This window comes from Stenotrophomonas sp. STEN054, assembly GCF_056854535.1.
This window is the reverse complement of the sequence record NZ_JBXFWG010000106.1, coordinates 1-2,952: the sequence shown is the minus strand read 5'-3', so window position 1 is coordinate 2,952 and position 2,952 is coordinate 1. Positions and strand designations below refer to the sequence as shown.

The 2,952-nt window shown below is 70.3% G+C and carries 1 protein-coding gene; it reads right to left on the bottom strand.

Going from position 1 to position 2,952, the window contains the following annotated elements:
• Positions 1-144 precede the first annotated feature (144 nt).
• Positions 145-2,673, bottom strand: coding sequence for a PepSY domain-containing protein (locus AC1VXD_RS19790; protein WP_482993475.1), 2,529 nt, complete (start codon positions 2,671-2,673; stop codon positions 145-147).
• Positions 2,674-2,952: the final 279 nt, after the last annotated feature.

The following is a 2,952-nucleotide window of genomic DNA, read 5'->3' as shown; positions in this document are numbered from 1 at the left end:
CGATGGGGGGTCGGCTTTCCGCGTGTAGCCGTTGGGGCGCCCGGGGGTGGCCGGGTGATGGCCTGTTCGCCTTCGCCGGGCTTGGCCCGGCGCTACCGTTGAACGCAATGACGGGTAGCGCCGGACCATGCCCGGCGACCGAACTCAATACACGTCGCGGCGGTAGCGCCCGTTCTCCAGCAGCGTCTCCACTTCGTCATCGCCCAGTGCGGCACGCAGGACCTGGTCAACACCCTCGGCCATGCCCTGCAGCGAACCGCACACGTGGATGACCGCGCCGCGCTCCAACCACGCCTGCAGTTCCGCCGCAGCAGCCTGCAGGCGGTGCTGCACGTAGCCGCCGCCGTCGGCATCGCGCGAGAACGCCAGGTCCACGCGGGCCAGATGGCCCTCGGCCTGCCACTGCGCGATCTCCTCGGCGAACAACTGGTCGTGCGCGCGCTGGCGTTCGCCAAACAGCAGCCAATGGCCACGCTGCTCGTGCTGCGCGGCTTCGCGCAGCAGGCTGCGCAGGCCGGCGATGCCGGTGCCGTTGCCGACCAGCACCATCGGCGCGCCCTCCTGGCGATGGAAGCCCGGGTTGCGGTGTACGCGCGCGGCGATGCGGCTGCCCAGCGGTGCATGCAGCGACAGCCAGCCCGAACCCACGCCCGCGCGTCCCGCGGCGTCGTGCACCAGGCGCACCACCAGTTCCACCGTGCCATCGGTGGCGCACGAGGCGATCGAATACTCCCGACCTGGCAGCTCCGGCAGTCCGGCCAGCCACAGCGCGGCGTCCTGTACCGGCAGCGCGGCCTGTTCATCGGGCAGCACGCGTTCCCCTGCCAGTTCCAGCAGCGTGCGGGTCGTGCCGTCCAGCAGCAGCGGCTGCAGCGGGTCCAGCCCGTACGCCTGCAGCACCGCCGCGGTGTGCTGCGCGCTGTTGCGCGGTGCGATGTGCAGAATGTCGCCGGCCTGCCAGGTCGTGCCGGCCGGCGGCACCAGGCGGATCTTCCAGATCGCGCCACCCAAGCTGCCCCGGTTCAGTTCTTCGCGTGCGAGCAGCTGCCAGTCATGCATCTGCGTGGCCGGCGGCAGCACGCTGTCATCGGTGACGATGCCGGTCAGCGCGCCCAGTTCGCGTTGCCACTGGCGCAGTGCCACTACCGAGGCAGCGTCCACGTCGATGCGCGGGAACAGGGTCTGCGCACCGTTGCCGGCCAGCCACGTGTCGACCGCGGCGCCGAACGCGCAGTAATGCCGATACTGCCGATCGCCCAGCGCCAGCACGCCGTGACGCAGGCCGGAAAGATCCACGCGCTGTGCCAGCAGCTGGCGAGCGGCACGACGGGCGTTGTCCGGCGGCTCGCCATCGCCAAAGGTGCTGAGCACGAACAGGGCCTGCGGGCTGTCCTGCAGCAGCGCGGCCGTTACCCGCGCCAGTGGCAGCACCTGCACCGGGTGGCCGGCGGCCTGCAGCTGCGCTGCCGCACGCCAGGCCAGCTGTTCGGCCAGGCCGCTCTGGCTGGCATGGATCACCCGCCACGGCGTACCTTCGCCGCCGCTTTCCCGTGCGGCGGGCAGGGTCCGCCGCAGCTCACGTGCCGCGCGCTGGCTGCGCCTGCGGTCCAGGTACAGCATCCAGCCGGTGATGAAGAACAGGCACATGGCCAGGCTGCTGAGCATCACCACCACGCGGCCTGGCAGGCCGAAGTAGCTGCCCGAGTGCAGCGCGAACACGCTGGTGGCCAGCTTGCCGCCGGTGCCTTGGCGCGCGTAGGGGCGTGCATCCAGCACCGCGCCGCTGGCCGGGTCCAGCTGCAGCAGATCCTGCGCACGATCATGGCTGCCGCCGCGCAGGGCCGGGTCACCGGACATCACCCGCACGTTCAGCACCTGGCCGGGCTTTTCCGGCAGGCGCAGGTCGATGTAGCCGCTGCGCACGCCGGGCCGTGCGTACAGCGTGTCCTCGACATGCTGGAGGTCGAGCACGGCATCGGGCGCGACCTTGTGTTTGGCCGGCGGGCGCACGCCCAGCACGGTGTTGGCCGCACTGCGGTACCAGTCGAACGACCACCACAGGCCGGTCAGCGCGCTCATCAGGTAGATCAGCAGCACCCAGGTGCCGATCACAGAGTGCAGGCTCCACAGGAAGCCGCGGCCGCTGCGTTTCCATTCCACCGCCAGCCAGCTGCGCCAGTGCCACCAGCGGCGCGGCCAGCGCAGGTACAGGCCGGACAGGGCGAAGAACAGCAGGGCGATGGCGCAGCTGCCGACGACGACCTTGCCGCGTTCACCCGCCGCGAGGTGCCGGTGCAGGTCTTCGACGAAATCGAAGAACGCCTGGCCACGCAGGTGGCTGAAGCGTTCGCCGTTGTAGGGGTTGAAGTAGACCCAATGGTCCTTGCCGCCGGCGAAGCGCGCCACCGAGGGGCGCTGGCCGGTGGCGTCCACCCGCAGGCGTTGCAGCGGGCGCTCGCTGCCGGCCTGCAGCAGCGGCACCAGTTCGCTCAGGGCGAGCGGCTGCTGGCCGTCGTCGTGGTGTTCGGCGATGGCGGCGAAGCCGGGGTTGGCAGCACGCAGCAGCTCGTCCTCGAAGGACAGCGTGGCGCCGCTGAGGCCCATGATCGCCAGGATGGTGCCGGCCGTGATGCCCAGCAGCCAGTGCAGTTGGAACAGGACGTTCTTGAACATCGGGGAGAGAGGCCGTCGAGGCTGCCGCCCGCATCCTGCGCAACAGCAAATGAGAATTAATCCGGTAATTCTCCGGGCGCGGACGGGCTACGGTCAAGGAGGGTTTTGTTGCAGGGCTTGCAGCCCTGCACCCGCCGAATCAACGGCCGAAGCCGGAGCAACGTCAAAAGCTGGGTCCCTGGGGGATGGCGGGGTGGGGCCGGTTGAGGGGGACGCTGCAAGTACGTCCATGTAAGCTCGGTCGCCGCATCCATGCGGCCCACGCCCCCTCAACCGGAC

What these genes read in the sequence shown, in the direction of transcription:
- AC1VXD_RS19790 (WP_482993475.1), bottom strand. Translation starts at nt 2,673, where the DNA reads ATGTTCAAGAACGTCCTGTTCCAACTGCACTGGCTGCTGGGCATCACG.